12 protein-coding genes are annotated in these 17,815 nt (G+C 64.3%); 6 read left to right on the top strand and 6 right to left on the bottom strand.

All coding sequences use genetic code 11. From position 1 onward, the window contains the following. Positions 1–5 precede the first annotated feature (5 nt). From glgX to treY, 4 genes are all read left to right on the top strand, one after another. Positions 6–2,225, top strand: coding sequence for a glycogen debranching protein GlgX (glgX, locus tag A3AC_RS0123955; RefSeq protein ID WP_025602001.1), 2,220 nt, complete (start codon positions 6–8; stop codon positions 2,223–2,225). 66 nt (positions 2,226–2,291) lie between these two features. Next, a complete protein-coding gene (gene treZ / locus A3AC_RS0123950) occupies positions 2,292–4,223 on the top strand; it encodes a malto-oligosyltrehalose trehalohydrolase (RefSeq protein WP_025602000.1) in 1,932 nt (643 codons plus the stop codon). Further along, positions 4,220–6,430, top strand: a complete 2,211-nt coding sequence (malQ, locus tag A3AC_RS0123945; protein ID WP_025601999.1) for a 4-alpha-glucanotransferase — start codon at positions 4,220–4,222, stop codon at positions 6,428–6,430. The genes treZ and malQ overlap by 4 nt, the downstream gene beginning before the upstream one ends. Further along, a complete protein-coding gene (treY, locus tag A3AC_RS0123940) occupies positions 6,427–9,282 on the top strand; it encodes a malto-oligosyltrehalose synthase (protein WP_025601998.1) in 2,856 nt (951 codons plus the stop codon). Before malQ ends, treY begins: the two co-directional genes overlap by 4 nt. Before the next feature lie 60 nt (positions 9,283–9,342). On the opposite strand, the gene A3AC_RS0123935 is transcribed toward treY, so the two are convergent. Further along, positions 9,343–10,686, bottom strand: coding sequence for a hemolysin family protein (locus A3AC_RS0123935; protein ID WP_025601997.1), 1,344 nt, complete (start codon positions 10,684–10,686; stop codon positions 9,343–9,345). A gap of 105 nt (positions 10,687–10,791) precedes the next feature. Beyond that, entirely contained in the window at positions 10,792–11,595 is an 804-nt protein-coding gene (locus A3AC_RS0123930; protein ID WP_025601996.1) for a sensor histidine kinase, read from the bottom strand. 185 nt (positions 11,596–11,780) lie between these two features. Here A3AC_RS0123930 and A3AC_RS0123925 point away from each other — a divergent pair, with 185 nt between their 5' ends. Both A3AC_RS0123925 and A3AC_RS0123920 read left to right on the top strand, forming a co-directional pair. Further along, entirely contained in the window at positions 11,781–12,122 is a 342-nt protein-coding gene (locus A3AC_RS0123925; RefSeq protein ID WP_006047612.1) for an FKBP-type peptidyl-prolyl cis-trans isomerase, read from the top strand. A 51-nt stretch (positions 12,123–12,173) separates the two neighbouring features. Then, positions 12,174–12,968 carry an AraC family transcriptional regulator gene (locus A3AC_RS0123920; protein WP_025601995.1) on the top strand — a complete coding sequence of 265 codons (795 nt, stop codon included), beginning with the start codon at positions 12,174–12,176 and terminating at the stop codon, positions 12,966–12,968. A 270-nt stretch (positions 12,969–13,238) separates the two neighbouring features. Here A3AC_RS0123920 and purF read toward each other — a convergent pair whose 3' ends face one another. The 4 genes from purF to folC all read right to left on the bottom strand — a co-directional run bounded on the left by purF (position 13,239) and on the right by folC (position 17,739). Next, positions 13,239–14,789, bottom strand: coding sequence for an amidophosphoribosyltransferase (gene purF / locus A3AC_RS0123915; protein ID WP_025601994.1), 1,551 nt, complete (start codon positions 14,787–14,789; stop codon positions 13,239–13,241). A gap of 147 nt (positions 14,790–14,936) precedes the next feature. Next, positions 14,937–15,431, bottom strand: coding sequence for a CvpA family protein (locus A3AC_RS0123910; protein ID WP_013342048.1), 495 nt, complete (start codon positions 15,429–15,431; stop codon positions 14,937–14,939). Positions 15,432–15,439: 8 nt separating this feature from the next. Further along, complete coding sequence (locus tag A3AC_RS0123905) at positions 15,440–16,399, bottom strand: SPOR domain-containing protein (RefSeq protein WP_025601993.1); 960 nt, start codon at positions 16,397–16,399, stop codon at positions 15,440–15,442. 29 nt (positions 16,400–16,428) lie between these two features. Next, on the bottom strand, positions 16,429–17,739 hold the full coding sequence (folC, locus tag A3AC_RS0123900; RefSeq protein WP_025601992.1) for a bifunctional tetrahydrofolate synthase/dihydrofolate synthase: 1,311 nt from the start codon (positions 17,737–17,739) through the stop codon (positions 16,429–16,431). Positions 17,740–17,815: the final 76 nt, after the last annotated feature.

The raw sequence follows: 17,815 nt of genomic DNA, 5'->3' as shown, positions 1-17,815 counted from the left end.
GAACCATGTCGCATGCAATGCCCGACCGGCTTCTGCCCGGCTCGCCCTATCCGCTCGGCGCCAGTTGGGACGGCCTTGGTGTCAACTTTGCGGTGTTCTCCGCGAACGCGCAGAAAATCGAGCTTTGCCTGTTCGATCCCACCGGCCGCAAGGAGATCAAACGCTACCCGCTGCCCGAATGCACCGACGAGGTCTGGCACGGCTATCTGCCGAATGCGCATCCGGGCACGGCTTACGGCTTTCGCGCACATGGTCCGTATCAGCCTCAGCAGGGGCATCGCTTCAATCCGCACAAGCTGCTGCTCGACCCGTATGCGCGCAAGCTCGTCGGGCAGTTCCGCTGGTCCGATGCGTTGTTCGGCTACCGCGTGCATTCGAATCGCGCGGATCTTTCCATCGACCGGCGCGACTCCGCGCCGGCGATGCCGAAATGCGTCGTGATCGACGAAGCGTTCGACTGGTCGCACGACAAGCGCCCGAATGTACCGTGGGGCGAAACCGTCATCTACGAAACGCATGTGCGTGGCGCCTCGATGCTGCGCGCCGATCTGCGTCAGCATGAACGCGGCACGTTTGCCGCGCTGGCTTCGCCCGAATTTATCGAGCATCTGCTGAAGCTCGGTGTGACCGCCGTGGAACTGCTGCCGGTCCATGCGTTTCTCAACGACCGCTTTCTCGTGGAGCGCGGCCTGCGCAATTACTGGGGCTACAACACCGCGGCGTTCTTCGCGCCCGAGCCGTCCTATCTGAGCACGCACCGGCTCGACGAAATGCGCATTGCCGTGCGCCAGCTGCACGCGGCCGGTATAGAAGTGATTCTCGACGTGGTCTACAACCACACCTGCGAAGGCAATGAAATGGGCCCGACCGTGTCATGGCGCGGCCTCGACAACGCGAGCTACTACCGCCTGATCCCTGGCGACGAGCGGCATCACATCAACGACACGGGCTGCGGCAACACAGTCAACGTGCTGCATCCGCGTGTGCTGCAAATGGTGATGGATTCGCTGCGCTACTGGTCGACGGCGTTCAACATTGACGGCTTCCGTTTTGATCTCGGCGTGACGCTCGGGCGCGAGCCGCATGGCTTCGATCCTGGCTCCGGTTTCTTCGACGCGGTGCGCCAGGACCCGATCCTCTCGCAACGCAAGCTGATTTCCGAACCGTGGGACATTGGCCCGGGCGGTTATCAGCTTGGCAATCATCCACCGGGTTTTGGCGAATGGAACGACCGCTTCCGCGATACCGTGCGGCGGTTCTGGCGTGGCGACGCGGGCCTGCGCCCGGACCTCGCCGCGCGCCTGACCGGTTCCGCAGATCTTTTCAACCGGCGCTTTCGCAAGCCGTGGGCGTCGATCAATTTCGTCGCATCGCATGACGGTTTTACGCTCGCCGACATCACTGCGTACGAACAGAAACACAACGAGGCGAATCGCGAAGACAACCACGACGGCCACAACGAAAACTGCAGCAGCAACTGGGGCGTCGAAGGACCGACCGACGACGCCGCGATTCTCGACACGCGCAAACGCGTGGCGCGCTCGATGATCGCGACGCTGTTCATCGCGCTCGGCACGCCGATGATGCTCGCCGGCGACGAATCGTTGCGCACGCAGACCGGCAATAACAATGCGTACTGCCAGGATAACGAAACATCCTGGCTCGACTGGGAAAGAGCTGAATCTCCGGACGGCCGCGAGATGACAGACTTCGTGGCGCGCGTGGTAGCGCTGCGCAAACAGCATCCGCTGCTGCGCGAAACGCGGTTTCTGTTTGGCGACCGCGAAATATTGCCGGGCCTTTTCGATATTGGCTGGTTCGACGAAAACGGCGATCCGCTGACAATCGAAGCCTGGGAGGACCCCGAAGGCCGCGCATTCACGTTGCGTCGCGCGGGTCCAGGTCTGAACGGCGAAACAGAAGTATTGTTGATGATGCTCAACGCGAGTGCGGAAACACTACGTTTTACGCCCCCTGCGCCGCACCTGGAATGGCACGTGCTGTTAGACACTGCTGATACCGCAAGCGCGCCGCACCGGCTCGCCGCGACGGACCTCGAAGTGGCGGCGCATGGCTTCGTGATACTCGCCGCGCAACCGGTCGGCGAGGCGGACTGGCAGGCGGGCTGGAAGGCCGGCGCCCAACATGGGCCGAGGTTGATGACGGCGTTGCCGCCGGGGCCGGGCGAGCATCCGCCGGCGAGCGACGCTCCGCCGGCTGCGTAGGTCGCGGCGCGCACGCGCAAACGGCGTGTGAGCGCCGCGACAGCAAAAACCGAATGGTGAAGAGTCATGTCCGAAAATCCAATCGATCCTCACGCGCATCATTACGCGCATTGCCTGCCGTTCGGCGCGCAACTGCTTGGGCCGCAAGGGGCCAATCCACGCACGCGCTTCCGTTTCTGGGCGCCGTCGTGCAAAAGCGTACAGGTGGAAATCGAGAACGGCGCCGCGCAAGGCTCGCACGACATGACGCCGGCCGGGAACGGCTGGTTCGAGGCGTGCATCGCGAGCGGCGCCGGCACGCTGTACCGTTTTCGTCTCGACGACGGCAACGCGGTGCCCGATCCCGCGTCGCGCTTTCAGCCGCAAGACGTGCACGGCCCGAGCGAAGTCATCGACCCGCGCGCATACCGTTGGCAACATACCGACTGGCATGGCCGGCCCTGGGAAGAAACCGTGCTGTACGAACTGCACGTCGGCGCCATGGGCGGCTATCGGGGCGTGCAGGAACGCCTGCCGGCGCTGGTGGCGCTCGGCGTGACCGCTATCGAACTGATGCCGTTGAACGATTTTCCCGGCCGGCACAATTGGGGCTATGACGGCGTGCTGCCGTACGCGCCCGATTCCGCATACGGCCGGCCCGAAGATCTCAAGGCGCTGATCGACACCGCGCACAGCCTCGGCCTCATGGTGTTTCTCGACGTGGTCTACAACCACTTTGGCCCGGACGGCAACTATCTGCACGAATACGCGCGCTCGTTTTTCCGCGAGGGCACGCATACGCCGTGGGGACCCGCGATCGACTTCGAGCGCAGTGAAGTCAGCGACTTCTTCATGGACAACGCCGTCTACTGGATCAACGAATACCGGATAGACGGTCTGCGCTTCGACGCCGTACACGCTATCGACAATCATGCGTGGCTGCGCGAGCTGGCCGACCATATTCGCGCCAATGTGCAACATGGCCGCCATGTGCATCTCGTGCTGGAAAACGAGCACAACAGCGCGAGCCTGCTGGAGACGCACTTCGACGCGCAATGGAACGACGACGCGCACAACACGCTGCACGTACTGCTCACGGGCGAAACCGAAGGCTATTACCACGCCTACGAGGACCAGCCGATCCGCCGTCTCGCCCGCGTGCTTTCCGAGGGCTTCGCGTATCAGGGCGATCCGTCGCCGCTGCACGACGGCGCGCCGCGCGGCGAATCGAGCGGGCACTTGCCGCCCACCTCGTTCGTGATGTTTCTGCAGAACCACGATCAGATCGGCAATCGCGCATTCGGCGAGCGTCTGCGCAAGCTCACTTCGGATCAAGCATTGCGCGCGGCCACCGGTTTGCTGCTGCTGTCGCCGCAAATTCCGCTGCTATTCATGGACGAGGAATACGGCTCGACGCAGCCATTCCTGTTCTTCACCGACTACACCGGCGATCTCGCCGACGCCGTGCGCGAAGGACGCCGCCGCGAGTTCGCGCGTTTCTCGTCGTTCAGCGACGAAAAGCGTCGCGCGCAGATTCCCGATCCGAACGACGAAGAGACGTTTGCCGCTTCGTCGCCGCCCGCGCCGGTGGCAGCGACGACGCCGGCTCCTGCACATGACGACGAAACAAAAGACCGCCTTGACTGGATGCATTTCTACAAATCCGCGCTGACGGTACGCGCAAAACTGATCACGCCGCGTCTGAAACACGGCAAGGCGCTGAACGCAACCGTGCTGACAGACGCCAATGGCGCGGACGCGAATGCGCTCGTCGCCCGCTGGAAACTTGGCGATGGCGAGACCTTGTCGCTCGCGCTCAATCTTTCGGAGCACAGTGTGCCGTTTAGCGACGTACCCGCCGGCAAGGTCATTTTCGAAACGCCGCCGCGCGTGCGCGAGCAGATCGACGCGAAGGTGTTGCCCGCGCATGCGTTCGTCGCCTGGCTGACCGGCGACATCAACGACTACGCGACCGGTCACGACGCGCGCATTGTCGGCAAAGAGGAGCGCCGCTCGTGAGTACCCGACGTTCTGGCGACACGATCGCCACGCTAGCGACACGCGCCGGTTTCGAGGTGCAGTGGGAAGACGCGCATCGCAAGGTGCATCGCGTACCCGAGAAGACGCTCGCGATTCTGCTCGACCGGATGGGTCTGCCATGCGGCAACGCGACGCAAATCCGCCAAAGCGCGGCCGCGCTCGACGCGGAATTATCCGGCCGCAAACTGCCGCCGCTGATGACCGCGCAGGTCGGGCGCGGCATTGCTTTGCCCGCCGCGGCGCTAAAGTCGGGCAGCCATTATCGGATCGAGCTGGAAAGCGGCTCGATCATCGACGGACGTTTTACCGCGCCTAAAGGCGAGGAGGCGTTGCTCGCGCCCATCGACGAACCCGGCTATCACACGCTTGTGATTCACGAGCAGCGCATGACGCTCGCGGTTGCGCCGTCGCGTTGCTATACCGTGGCCGACGCATGGCGCAGCCTGCACGACGACGAGCGCGCCGAGGCTCCGCTGCTGTGGGGTGTCGCCGCGCAGCTTTATGGCTTGCGCCGCGTGGGCGACGGCGGCATCGGCGATTATTCGGCGCTCGCACGAATTGCAGCGGAAAGCGCGAAGCGCGGTGCGCATGCGCTCGCCGTCAGCCCGACGCACGCCATGTTCAGCGCGGAGCCGAACCGCTTCAGTCCCTACTCGCCGTCTTCGCGTTTGTGGTTGAACGTCACGCATATCGACCCGGCAGCCGTGTTCGGCGAAGAGGCCGCGCGCGCCGCGATGCAGTCCGCGCAGGCCGCCGACGCATGGTCCGAACTCGAAGGCTTGCCCCTGATCGACTGGCCGAAGGCGGTCGTGCTCAAACTGAAAGTCTTGCGTGCGCTCTACGAAAATTTTCGCACGCAGGAGCGCGCCCACGACGGCACAGACGACACGCCGCGCGCGCTCGAATTTCACGGTTTCTGCGAACGCGCGGGGCGGGCACTGGAAGATCACGCGCGTTTCGAAGCGCTGCAAGCCGCGCAACTCGCGCAAGGCGGCAACGGCCATTGGCGCAACTGGCCGGAAGCATTGCGCGATCCGCGCAGTGCGGAAGTCGAGGCGTTCGCTCAGGCACATCGCCACGAAGTCGACTTTCACCTCTTTCTGCAATGGCTTGCCGCGAAAGGTCTGTCGCATGCGCAGTATGCGGCGCGCGAAGCCGGTATGGCCGTGGGTTTGATCGCCGACCTCGCGGTCGGATGCGATAGCGCCGGCAGTCATGCATGGTCCTACTGCGACGACATGCTGCAAGGCGTGTCCGTCGGCGCGCCGCCCGACCTCTTCAACCAGGCGGGACAAAGCTGGGGCCTCACTACGTTCTCGCCGCGCGCAATGCGCACGCAGGGCTTCTCCGCGTTCATCGACATGCTGCGCGCCGCGTTCGCGCATGCGGGCGGCATCCGCATCGATCACATTCTCGGCTTGCGGCGCCTGTGGCTCGTGCCGGAAGGCGAAAGCGCGAGCAACGGCGCGTATCTGCGCTATCCGCTCGAAGACCTGCTGCGGCTCATCGCGCTGGAATCGTGGCGGCATCGCGCGATTGTGATCGGCGAGGATCTGGGTACCGTGCCGCCCGGTTTTCGCGAGCGGCTCGATGAGCATGGCATTGCCGGCATCCGCGTGCTTTGGTTCGAGCGCAGCGAGGACGGCACCGGCTTCAAGCCGCCGCAGGCATGGGACCGCAATGCGGTCGGCACGACCACCACGCACGATCTGCCGACCGTCGCCGGCTGGTGGGCGGGCAGCGACATCGCGTGGCGCAACCGGATCGGCCAGACGATGGCGCGCCCCGATGGCCGCGATCCCGAAGAAGCCGCGCAGGAGGAGCGCGCGAGCGACCGCGCAGAGCTATGGCGCGCGTTCCAGCAAGCCGGCGTTGCCGCGCCGGACATCGACGCGCCGCCCACCGACAGCCCGCCTGTGGACGAAGCGCTCGCCTTCGTCGCGGCAACGCCGGGGCCGCTCGTCACGTTTCCGCTCGAAGACCTGCTCGCACAGAGCGACCAGCCCAACCTGCCGGGCTCGATCGACGAACATCCGAACTGGCGCCGCCGCATGAACCTGCCAATCGACGAAATGTTTCTCGACGACACCTTTTGCGACCGCTTGCTCGCCGTTGACCGCGCGCGCAGCGCCGCGACCGTTTCCACTCCTTCAGCCAATCCTGCTTCGGAGCCTGATACGCCATGACCGTCCCGCGCTCCACCCTTCGGCTCCAGTTTCACCGGGGCTTTACTTTCGACGATGCCGCGAAGCACGCCGACTACTTTGCCGCGCTCGGCATCAGCCACGTGTACGCGTCGCCTGTCACGACCGCCGAGCCGGGCTCGATGCACGGCTACGACACCGTCGACTACACCAAGGTCAGCGCCGAATGCGGCGGCGAGGCGGGCTTGAAGCGCCTCGTCGAAAAATTGCACGCGCACGGCATGGGGCTGATTGTCGACATGGTGCCGAACCACATGGGCGTGGGCGGTTCGAGCAATGCCTGGTGGCTCGACATTCTCGAATGGGGACGCCATAGCGCCTATGCGCGCCATTTCGATGTCGACTGGCATTCGCCCGATCCGGCCTTGCGCGGCAAGGTGCTGCTGCCGACACTCGGCGCGCCGTATGGCGACGAACTCGCGTCGGGCCGCATTGCATTGCATTTCGCCGCGGACAGCGGGCACTTTTACGTCGGCTATGGGCCGCATGTGTTTCCGGTTTGTCCGGTCGATTACGCGTCGATCCTGCAAAGCGCCGACCGCGCCGATCTCAGCGCGCTCGCGGAACGCTTCCAGGGACTGACGACGCAGCCTCCCGACCAGCCGCGCGCCACCGAAGGCCGGGAAATGTTGCGCGAGTTCGTCGCGCAAAACGGGGCATCGGCCATTGAATTCGTGCTGCAAAGCTATGCGCCCGGCGATCCGGTCACGCGCGAGCGCCTGCATCGGCTGCTGGAACGCCAGCATTTCCGGCTCGCGTGGTGGCGCACTGCCGCCGACGAGGTCAACTGGCGGCGCTTCTTCGACATCTCCACGCTCGCCGCGGTGCGCGCGGAGCGGCCGGAAGTATTCGAGGCTACGCATGCGCTCGTTTTCCGTCTGTATCAGGAAGGCGTGATTGACGGGCTGCGGATCGATCATGTCGACGGCCTCGCCGAACCGCGCGAATACTGTCAGCGGCTGCGACAACGTCTGACGGAATTGCGCGAGACGACGCCCTATGTGGTTGTCGAAAAAATTCTCGCGCGCGGCGAACAACTGCGCGACGACTGGCCGGTGGACGGCACGACGGGCTACGACTTCATGAACGACGTGGGCGCGCTGCTGCATGACCCGGCGGGCGCGGAGCCGCTTGCTCAGGCATGGGCCGAGCTCACGGGCCGCAGTCCCAACTTCTCAGATGAAGCGCTCATCGCACGGCGCAAGATTGTCGCGGAGAATCTGTCAGCGGAACTCGACCGCGCGGCGCGAGCGCTGCATCGCATCGCGCGCGACTCGTTGGCGACGCGCGATTACACCTTCACCAGCTTGCGACGCGTGCTGACAGAACTGGTCGTGCATTTTCCGGTGTACCGCATCTATCCGCAAAACGGCTTGCGCAGCGCCGCGGACAACGTGTACTTCGACCAGGCGCTCGCAGGCGCTCGCGCTACGCTCTCGCGCGCCGATCATGGCGTGCTCGAACGCGTGAATACGTGGCTTGGCGCGAGCGCGGAAGATTCGCCCGCGGGGCGCCATGGTCAGCCGCAGCAAGGGCAGAACGGCGCGCCGCAAAACCACGTCGGTTCGGCGCGGCGCACCGCGCAAACGCTCTTCTCGCAATTGACCGCACCGGTTGCCGCCAAGGCCGTCGAAGACACCGCCTGCTATCGCTATGGACGGCTGCTGTCGCGCAACGAAGTGGGCGCCGATCCGGGCGAATTCGCGTTGTCGGTCGAACAGTTTCATGCGGGCAACGTCGAGCGCTCGCAGCGCTTTCCGCACGCGATGCTGAGCACCGCGACGCACGATCACAAGCGCGGTGAAGACGTGCGCGCGCGGCTCGCGGTGCTGAGCGAAATTCCGCACGAATGGACCACGACCCTGCGCGCCTGGTCGACTTTGAACGCGCCGCAGCGCCGTTCGCTGGACGGAAAACCGATCAGCAGCGTGGGCCAGGATACGAGCTACGACTGGGCGCCCGGCCCTGCCGCTGAGGCGATGCTGTATCAGACGCTCGTGGGTTGCTGGCCGCCCGAACTTCAGCCCGACGACGAAGCAGGCGTGAAGGCATTGGCCGAACGCGTCGCGCAATGGCAGTTGAAGGCACTGCGCGAGGCGAAGCTGCAAACCAACTGGTTCACGCCCGACGAAGCCTACGAAGCCGGTTGCCGCGACTTCCTGTTCGACATCCTCGCGCCACAGCGACGCGATGGCTTCCTCAAGGAACTGGCTGCCTTCGTCGCACGCATTTCGCGCGCTGGCGCGCTGAACAGTCTGCAGCAGACAGTCTTGCGGCTGGCATCGCCTGGCATTCCCGATCTTTATCAGGGCACCGAGTTGTGGGACTTCAGTCTCGTCGATCCGGACAACCGCAGGCCCGTCGATTTCGAGCAGCGCGCTGCGCTGCTTGCGCAAACGCCGCCATCCGAATTTTTGCCGATGTGGCGCGACGGACGCGTGAAGCTCGCGGTCGTGCAGCGCGTGCTCGCATTGCGCGCGCATTTGCCGGAGTTGCTGAGCCAGGGCACCTATTTGCCGCTGACGGTGCGCGGCGCGCATGCTACGAATGTGATCGCGTTTGCGCGGCGGCATGGCAATGCGTGGGCCGTTGTCGTGGCGAGCCGGCTCGCGGCCGGGCTGCTAGGCGAACAAGGCGATCTGCCGATGGTTGCCCCGGAAGCATGGCAAGACACTGCCGTCGAGATGCCGGCGGATTTGTCCTCGCGTGCGTTGTTCGACTGGCTGAGCCCGGCTGCGCCGAAGGTCGATGAAAACGGCTCGCTGTGTTTGCGCGATGCTCTCGCGGCAATGCCGATTGCGGTGCTTGTCGAAGATGGCGTACCGCGCAGTTGACGGCACGCTAACCGCCTTGCGCACCACGCACGAAGGCGCGTTGCTGCCGGGAGTCAGGCGCTAGCCGCCTTCGTCGTCGAATACTTTGGGGTACACGCGCACGAGCACGATGCGCGGGCCCTTCATCTTTTTCACGACGACGTCGAAGCGATCGAATTCGACGCGCTGCCCTTCGGCCGGCAAATCGTTGAGCGCCTGGATCACGAGGCCGCCTACGGATTCGGCCTTGCCCTCGTCGATATCGATACCCAATGCGCGTTCGAGCGACACCACCGGCAGGCTGCCCTTGCCCATCAACGTGCCGTCGTCCATGCGTGTCCAGTCGGCGTCGCCCTGACGGAACTCGTCGTGAATCTGGCCCACTAGCGCGCCGAGCAGATTGTCGAGCGTGAGAAACCCGATGGGCTTCGCATTCTTGCGACCCACCAGCGCGAAATGCGGCGCGCCCTTGCGGAACCGGCGAAACAGTTCGAGCGCCGGCATGTCGGGTTTGACGTATTGAACGGGGCGCGCGTACTGCGAGAGATCGTCGAGCGTGCTGCCGGCATGCCGCGCCAGCAGCAGGTCCTTCAGGTGGATCATGCCCGCTACGCGCTCACCGGATGCGTCTTCAAAGAGCGGATAACGGCTGAAGCGATGCCGCGCCACCATCTGCATGTTTTCGCGCAACGGCAGATCGAGCCGCAGGCCGACCATTTCATAAGCTGGACGCATCAGATCGGACACAGTCATGCGCGAAAAATCCAGCGAGTGTGCGATGGTGTTCCACTCGTCCTGGCTATACGCGTCTTCGGGCGCGCCGCGCTCCGAAACAACATTGGTACGGCGGCTGCGCAGAATGAGCTTCAGCTCGTCGGTTGAATAATGCGAGTCGTGCGCGTGCTCCGCGTGGAGTCCGGCGAGCTTCAGCACTGCGTTTGCGCTCGTGTTGAGCAGCCAGATGGCCGGATACATTGCCCAATAAAAGCCGTACAGCGGCATGGCGGTCCACAGCGAGATTTTCTCCGCCTGGCGAATGGCGAGCGACTTTGGCGCGAGTTCGCCGACCACGATGTGCAGAAACGAAATACACGAAAACGCAAAGAACAACGAGATGCCGTGAATCAGTTGCTCGGATTGCACGCCGGCCAGGCTGAAGAGCGGCGTGAGCAGTTCAGCAAACGCGGGCTCGCCGATCCAGCCGAGCCCGAGCGAGGCGAGCGTAATACCGAGCTGACATGCGGACAGATAGGCGTCCAGGCGTCCATGTACCTTGGCGAGCAGGCGTCCGCGCATTCCGTGCCTTTCTGCGAGGCTTTGCACGCGCGTCTGCCGTAGTTTGACGAGGCCGAATTCCGCGGCAACAAAAAAACCATTCAGGGCGACGAGAAGCAATGCACCGACAAGGGCGACAACCTGGATCAAAGCGGAGGCTCCGGCAACAAAAGTTGTCAGTATAGAGGGCGAAAGCTTATCGAAAAGTCCTTATCGAAAAGTCGATTGCGAATGGCAGGCGGCCCGCGTCTTCGCTCATCGGGCTGCCGGAGCGCTCAACGGAATGCGCAGCGAGAGTGTGGCCGGCGCGCTTTCACTCGCGTCCTGCTGGTCGAAGCCGCCGCCATGCGCTTCCGCCACGCGCTTGCAGAGCGCCAGAACCCACGCGATGCGATTCGCCTCGCGCGGTTCGCGAGCCTGCTTGCGCGCGAACGCTTCGAGCACATGAGCCAACGAGGAATCGACCAGCGCGCCGCTCGCCGCGTATGTGACCGCGGCATGCCAGCTCGTTGCGTCCGCACGCGATTCAAGCGTGACAGCCGCGCCCTGTGCGCTCGATTCGACGGCGAAAGTCAGCATGAGCCACAGTGCCGCCGCGAGACGCTCGCGGTCGCCATTCAGTTGCTCTGTGGAAAGTTGAGAGTTGACTACCAGTTCCACGCCGCGTCTTCGAGCGAGGGCCAAGCGCACTTCTTCGGCACTTTCATCGAGCAGTGGATGCAGCGGGAACGGCGCATGGTCGAGCGCGAGCGATCTGGTTTCGGCGCGCGTAGCGTCGACGATCGTCTCCAGCAACTTCACCTGTTGATCCACGCCATTGCGAATGCCCGTGACCGCGCGCTGCGAGTTCGGATCGTTCGGGTCGAGCTTGCGCTCCAGCACATACGCCCAGCTATGGATAGCATTCAACGGACCGCGCAGGTCGTGCGACACCAGAGAAAGCACGTGGTCGCGCATGAAAAGCGCGGATTCGGCCCGCAGACGCGCGGTGCGTTCGGATACGACGAACCCGGAAGCCGCCGGTTGTGCCCCGGCTGTTCCGGTTGTGGACGTTGTCACGATCGACCTCTCAGGCAATGCATGATGATTGGGAAAGTCCCATTATAGGCATGCCACCGGGCCCCACCAGCCTGGCCAGATGGCTAATCCAGGTCGCAATCCGCGTGCCACGCCGCATTCTTCGACCGCACTGCTGCAACGCGCCTACAATGTCGGTTTTACGTTTATGAACCGAGGAGCGACACATGTCGACTGTGACTACCGAATCCGGCTTGAAGTACGAAGATATTGTTGAAGGAACGGGCGCGGAAGCGGTTGCCGGCAAGACCGTCAGCGTGCATTACACCGGCTGGCTGACCGACGGCCAGAAGTTCGACTCGAGCAAGGACCGCAACGACCCGTTCGCGTTCGTGCTCGGCGGCGGCATGGTCATCAAGGGCTGGGACGAAGGCGTGCAAGGCATGAAGGTTGGCGGCACGCGCAAGCTGACCATTCCGCCGCAGCTCGGCTACGGCGTGCGTGGCGCGGGCGGCGTGATTCCGCCGAACGCAACGCTCGTGTTCGAAGTCGAATTGCTCGACGTTTAAGGCTTCGGCTCTGCCTGCTTTGTTTGCTGTCTGCTGCGCAGATAACTCTCGATGACGCACGCTGCCGTGACCGCACCTAGCGTTTCGCTGCGCCGCTTCGGCGCGGAGGAGGCGTCGGACGTGCACGACTTCCATCAGGTCGTGCTAGGACTCGACGGCGCGATGGTGATGGCCGTGGACGGCATCGCTCAACAGATCGACGCGCGCTGTGCGTGGCTCATTCCCGCCGGCGCGCGGCACGACTACGCGGGGCTCGGCGAAAACCGGCAGTTGGTGCTGGACTTGCCGGCCGCGACGCTCGCCGTCCCGGAACGGCTGTTCGACCGGGCGCGTACCGTTATCGTGGACGCCCCGTTCACCGCGCTCGTGCAGCGCATTGCGGTGCGCGCCGCGCATGGCGCGCATGGCGCACATGGCGCACCGGCGGATGATCTCGAAGTTCGTCGTTTTCACTGGGACGCAGCCGCTCGCCTCGGCGCGGCGCTCGTGGCGGGCGCGGGCATTCAAGGCGCCCAAGCGCCCGCTGCCGGGCTCGACTTCGCGCGCATCGACCATTGGTTGCGCGCGCATCTGTCAGAGCCGCTGCGTATTGCCGACCTTGCCGCGCATTGCGGCTTCGGCATGCGGCGCTTTCATCAACTCTTTATCGAAGCGTTCGGCGAAACGCCGCATCGCTACCTGCAGCGGCTGCGGCTCGATACGTCGCTCACGCTGCTCGCCGATCCGCGGCTTTCGCTAACGGACATCGCGCTCGATATCGGCTTTGGCGATCAAAGCGCCTATACGCATGCATTCACGCGGCGGTTCGGGCTCGCGCCAGGTCAGTGGCGCGCGTTGCGGCACTGAGTGTGCGGTTTGCAGCCGTGCTGCATCAGGCGTTGCTGCATGAAAAAGGCGCGCCGGCCAATTGGCCGAGCGCGCCGCGTATGGTCATTCATGTGTCGAAGGCCGGAGAGCGCCGGCCCTGCGTTGCGCTGGGCCGCGCACCGGAGCAAACACCTTTGCATCGTGTATGGCTTCGAGCCGGCCTAGGCGCCGACAAGCAGAGGCCATACGCTGGCGCCGTAGCGCGGCGCACACGCGGCATGCCGCGTGCGCAAGCCATAAGACGCGAAGTCAGCCTACCGACAACTGCAGATGCAATTGCGAGCGCGCGGGGCCGCCACCGTCGATTGCTTCGCTCGCGGCGTCGCGATCCGATTGCGACGACGGCGCAAGACGCGCGGTTTCGATGCGATCGAGATACTCGGTCGTCACGTCGCCGGTTACGTAGTTGCCGTCGAAGCACGACGCCTCGAACTCCTTGAGCGCCGGATTGATGTCGCGCACGGCCTGCTTGAGCGCCTCGACATCCTGATATACGAGATGGTCGGCGCCGATCATGCGCGCCACTTCCTCGTCCGAGCGGCCGTGAGCGACGAGCTCGCCGCGCGTGGGCATGTCGATACCGTAGACGTTCGGGAACTTCACCGGCGGCGCGGCCGAAGCAAAGATCACCTTGTTCGCGCCGGCGTCGCGCGCCATCTGCACGATTTCGTGCGAAGTGGTGCCGCGCACGATCGAGTCGTCGACGATCAGCACGTTCTTGCCCTTGAACTCGATGCCCATTGCGTTGAGCTTCTGGCGCACCGACTTCTTACGCACCGCCTGGCCCGGCATGATGAATGTGCGGCCGACATAACGGTTCTTGAAAAAGCCCTCGCGATACTCGACGCCCAGCTTCTTCGCGACCTGCATCGCGGCCGGACGGGACGAATCGGGAATCGGCATGACGACATCGATTGCCACGTCGGGCAACTCGCGCTTGATCTTTTCAGCGAGGTAATCGCCCATGCGCAGACGCACGTTGTAGACCGGCACGCCGTCCAGCACCGAGTCCGGACGCGCAAGATACACGAGCTCGAAAATGCACGGATTCAGGCTCGGGTTGGTCGCGCATTGCTGCGAATGCACGTTGCCGTCGAGGTCGATGAACACCGCTTCGCCGGGCGCCACGTCGCGCACGAATTCGAAACCAATACCTTCAATCGCCACCGATTCCGACGCCAGAATCCACTCCACGCCTTCTGCCGTTTCCTGCTTGCCGAGGCAAAGCGGACGAATGCCGAACGGGTCGCGGAAGCCGAGCAGGCCGTAACCGGCGATCAGCGAAACAATGGCATACGAACCACGCACCCGCCGATGCACGCCCGACACCGCCTTGAAGAGCGCCGCCGGATCGAGCTGCAAGCCCGAGCTCGAAAGCTGCAGTTCGTGCGCAAGCACGTTGAGCATGACTTCCGTGTCGGAATTGGTGTTGATGTGGCGGCGGTCGATGCGAAACATCTCATCTTTCAACTGCTGCCAGTTGGTCAGATTGCCGTTGTGCGCGAGGATGATGCCGAACGGTGCGTTCACGTAGAACGGCTGCGCTTCTTCCTCGCTCGACGCCGAGCCGGCCGTCGGGTAGCGCACCTGGCCGATACCGGTGTTGCCCGGCAGGCTGCGCATGTTGCGCGTGCGGAACACGTCGCGCACCATGCCGTTGGCCTTGTGCATGTGGAAATTGCTGCCGTTCGCCGTGGCGATGCCGGCGGCGTCCTGACCGCGGTGCTGCAGCAGCAGCAGGCTGTCATAGATGAGCTGGTTGACCGGAGAATGGGAAACTACGCCTACGATGCCGCACATGGCATGTCCTTCAAAGGTACGAAATTCGTCAGAGCGGCCGGTGCCTCGCGAAGAGCGCGCGATATGACGCGACGGTTCGCGACATGATGCAAAGGCAACCGGTTTGCGCCGGAGTGCTGCCGGGTTCCTTGGCCACTCACCTGATCGTCACACGCGGACGTAGGCAGCGAGCGTTTCCGGAAGCAGCGGTTTCATTACGTGCACGCCCTCGACCGCATAGGGCCGCAGCAAGGCGTTGCGCCAGAATTCCTGTTGGGGCAGTTCGGTCAGGCCTGCAAGGGCGACCAGAATCAGCACCAGCACGACCCCGCGCACGAGGCCGAACATTAAACCGAGCGAGCGGTCCACGCCGCTCAGGCCGGTAGCCTGCACGATGCGCGAGAGCAGCGCATTCAGCACGCTTGCCACCAGCACCACACCGATCGCTACCAACGCAAAGGCCAGCAGCCACTGGGTCAACGCGCCGCCCGGCCACGTGGACGGGATATACGGCACGACATAACCAACGAAGCGGCAAGCAATGAAAAACGCCGCAATCCAGCCGATCAGCCCGAACACTTCGGACAAAAACCCGCGCCATGTGCCGCGCAAGGCCGACAAACCGATCACCGCCATTACAGCGTAGTCGAAGGCAGTGAACATCGCTCGCTTTACTGTGCGGCGCCGCTGTTCGCGCCCGACCCCAGACCGGCCTCGCGAACCTTCGCGATTGCGGCGCTTGCCGCCGCGCGGTCCGCGAACGGTCCGGCGCGTAAAAGCGTGAGCGTCGTGCCGTCAGCCTGCTTCCGATGTTCGGTATATGCGGGCACGCCGGCCGCTTTCAACTTGGTCGCCCAATTGCGCGCATTGGTTTCGTTGGCAAAAGCACCCAGTTGCACGGCAAAACGGCTGCCCGGCGGCGAGGCCGGCGTGCCGGAATTCGCGTCCGCGCCGGCTGCGACGTTGGTTTCGTCCGCGGATGGCGCGGCGGCCGTCGCATTGCTGCGGGTTGCCGGCTTGTTGGCAGGTTTTGCGGCCTGTGTGGCAGGCGCGGGCGCCGGCGCGGCGTTGGCTGCGACGGCGGGTGCCTGCGGCCTGGCAGCAGGCTTCGCGGCGGGCGCTGGGGTCGTGTTCGCCTCGGCCTGGGTGGTTTCCTTCGTGGCCTGCTGGCTCGCGTCCTTCCTTGCGGCGCCCGATTGCCCTTGCGCGACCGACGGCGCAGCGGACCTGGCCGGCGCCAGGCTGGAAGCTGCCAGTGCTGCGTCCGCCGTTGGATTATCCGGTGCGACGCCCGCCTGAGTGTCTACCTCGTGCTTCGAGAGCTTGGGCGCGGGGCGGCTGGGGATGTCGATAGAGATGTCGTCGGTAACCGGCTTTGGGTGCGAGTCGAGCACCATGGGGAGCACGACCACCGCTGCCACGACCATGGCGATCGCGCCCACCAGCCGACGCCGCGCGCGCTGTTTTTCGGGCAACGTGGGGTCGAGCAGCATCGCATCGGCGTCGACGGTGCGCTCCGTGCGGCGGGTCCGCCGCTCCACGCGCTCGCTACGGGCGGCCCGGGTGGAACTGGTGTTTGCGCCGCGCCGGCTGGGCGCGTCGTCTTTCTTGCCGAACGAGAAAATTCCCATGAATCGCTTGGTTCGAGCGTGGCGCCCGTTCAGTGTTGCTGCGATTTACGGTAGGCCATGACGCCGGCTACCGTATAGAAACTGCCGAAAACCACAATTCTATCATTCTCTGACGCCCGTTTTAGCGCATCTTGGTACGCCTCTGCAGGCGTCGCGTAACGCGTCACGCTGCTGTCGCCGCTGTCCTGCACGCCCTGCTCGCGCAACGCGGCTTCGAGCTGTTCCGCCGATGCCGCTCGCGGCGTCGGCAGATCGGTCACGCACCAGTGATCGATTTCGCCCTTCAGATGCGCTAGCACGCCGGCAATGTCCTTATCGCCCATCATCCCGAATACACCGTAGGTGTAGGGGAAAAAGCCCATATTGCCGAGATTCTGGCCCAGCACCGCGGCCGCGTGCGGATTGTGACCGACATCCAGCACGATGGCCGGCTTGCCCGGCAAGACCTGGAAACGGCCAGGCAACTCGACGTTCGCGAGCCCGAGCCGGATGTCCTGCGCCGAAACCGGCAGACGGTCGCGCAGCGCTTCGAGACCGGCCAATGCGGCAGACGTATTGATCAACTGATTGGCGCCGCGCAACGCGGGATAAGCGAGCGCGGAGCGCCGCAGCGTCGGGCCGACATAGCTCCATTGCTGCCGCTCGCTGCCTGCCTGGCCTTCATAGCGAAAATCGCGCCCAAATAGCCATAGTTCGGCGCCGATCTGCTCTGCGTAGTCGATTAGTGTTTGCGGCGGGACCGGGTCCGCGCAGATAGCGGGCTTGCCGGCGCGGAAAATGCCGGCCTTTTCAAGCGCGATTTTCTCGCGCGTGTCGCCAAGATATTCCGTGTGGTCGATGTCGATGCTGGTGATGATCGCGCAGTCGGTGTCGAGAATATTCACGGCGTCGAGGCGCCCGCCCAGGCCGACTTCGAAAATCACCGCGTCGAGCCCGCGCGAGGCGAACAGGCTCATGATCGCCAGCGTCGTGAACTCGAAATAGGTCAGTGAAACCGGTTGGGCGAGGCTCAGCCGCGCCGCCTCGACCCTTTCGAAGTGCGGCAGCAGATCGGCGTCTGTCGCCATCTGGCCGTTGACGCGCGCGCGCTCATTGAACGACAGCAAATGCGGCGAAGTATGACAACCCACGGTGAAACCGGCGCGCAGCAGGATCGATTCGAGGATCGCGCAGGTCGAGCCCTTGCCGTTCGTTCCGCCAACCGTGATCACCGGGCAGGCAAACGACAGCTGCATCGCGTCGCGCACCTGACTGATACGCGCGAGGCCCATGTCGATGCCGACCGGATGCGCGGATTCGAGATGCGTGAGCCACGCGTCGAGGGTGGGGAATGTGGTCATCGGGTGAATCGCGAGAAAATCATTGAGCGGTGTGACAAACATGCGCGGAGCAGCGCCCCGCGCAGTATGTGAGACC

The organism is Burkholderia sp. WSM2230 (genome assembly GCF_000472445.1).
In the GTDB taxonomy this organism is placed as follows: domain Bacteria; phylum Pseudomonadota; class Gammaproteobacteria; order Burkholderiales; family Burkholderiaceae; genus Paraburkholderia.
This window is presented reverse-complemented; position numbering and strand designations above follow the sequence as displayed.

Excerpts from the sequence above, each read along its gene's own strand:
- glgX (WP_025602001.1), top strand. The coding sequence starts at position 6 with ATGTCGCATGCAATGCCCGACCGGCTTCTGCCCGGCTCGCCCTATCCG.
- treZ (WP_025602000.1), top strand. The coding sequence starts at position 2,292 with ATGTCCGAAAATCCAATCGATCCTCACGCGCATCATTACGCGCATTGC.
- treY (WP_025601998.1), top strand. The coding sequence starts at position 6,427 with ATGACCGTCCCGCGCTCCACCCTTCGGCTCCAGTTTCACCGGGGCTTT.
- A3AC_RS0123925 (WP_006047612.1), top strand. The coding sequence starts at position 11,781 with ATGTCGACTGTGACTACCGAATCCGGCTTGAAGTACGAAGATATTGTT.
- A3AC_RS0123920 (WP_025601995.1), top strand. The coding sequence starts at position 12,174 with ATGACGCACGCTGCCGTGACCGCACCTAGCGTTTCGCTGCGCCGCTTC.
- purF (WP_025601994.1), bottom strand. The coding sequence starts at position 14,789 with ATGTGCGGCATCGTAGGCGTAGTTTCCCATTCTCCGGTCAACCAGCTC.
- A3AC_RS0123910 (WP_013342048.1), bottom strand. The coding sequence starts at position 15,431 with ATGTTCACTGCCTTCGACTACGCTGTAATGGCGGTGATCGGTTTGTCG.
- A3AC_RS0123905 (WP_025601993.1), bottom strand. The coding sequence starts at position 16,399 with ATGGGAATTTTCTCGTTCGGCAAGAAAGACGACGCGCCCAGCCGGCGC.
- folC (WP_025601992.1), bottom strand. The coding sequence starts at position 17,739 with ATGACCACATTCCCCACCCTCGACGCGTGGCTCACGCATCTCGAATCC.